Origin of the sequence: Clostridioides sp. ZZV14-6153 (genome assembly GCF_020657855.1) — a bacterium.
Taxonomy (GTDB): Bacteria; Bacillota; Clostridia; order Peptostreptococcales; family Peptostreptococcaceae; genus Clostridioides.
Window position 1 is genome coordinate 1 of the sequence record NZ_JAGWCZ010000066.1, and the last position, 415, is coordinate 415.

At 29.6% G+C, this 415-nt stretch carries 1 protein-coding gene; it reads left to right on the plus strand.

From position 1 onward, the window contains the following. Positions 1-331: 331 nt before the first annotated feature. A partial coding sequence (locus tag KGF46_RS19785) for a helix-turn-helix domain-containing protein (RefSeq protein WP_159065902.1) occupies positions 332-415 on the plus strand: 84 nt, incomplete at its 3' end.

Consider the following 415-nt stretch of genomic DNA (forward strand, 5'->3'; position numbering starts at 1 on the left):
GGTAGTGGAAGTGGGTAGACCTTAACGGATAATGCCGAAGGATAAGATATAGTCTGTGCTTGCATGAAAGTGTAAGAAGTTCATAAGAGAACTGCATAGGTAGTAGCGAACTTATGTGAACGACAACCTCAAAAATGATAAAAGTTAAGACTTACGGTTCTTACATATGTTATTTAAAAATAAATATAAAAAATCTTCAAAATACTTGTTTTAAGTAATTGCATATTTTAATATTATGATAGGTGATGAAAAATTGAAGTGACTCATGGTAGAGTATATGTATATTTAGTACAATACCATATAGATAATCAGAAAAAACAAGTAAAGTGAGGTGGTAGTAGTGGAAAAAGCTTATAAGTTTAGAATGTATCCAAATAAAAAACAGCAAGAGTTAATTAACAAAACTTTTGGATGT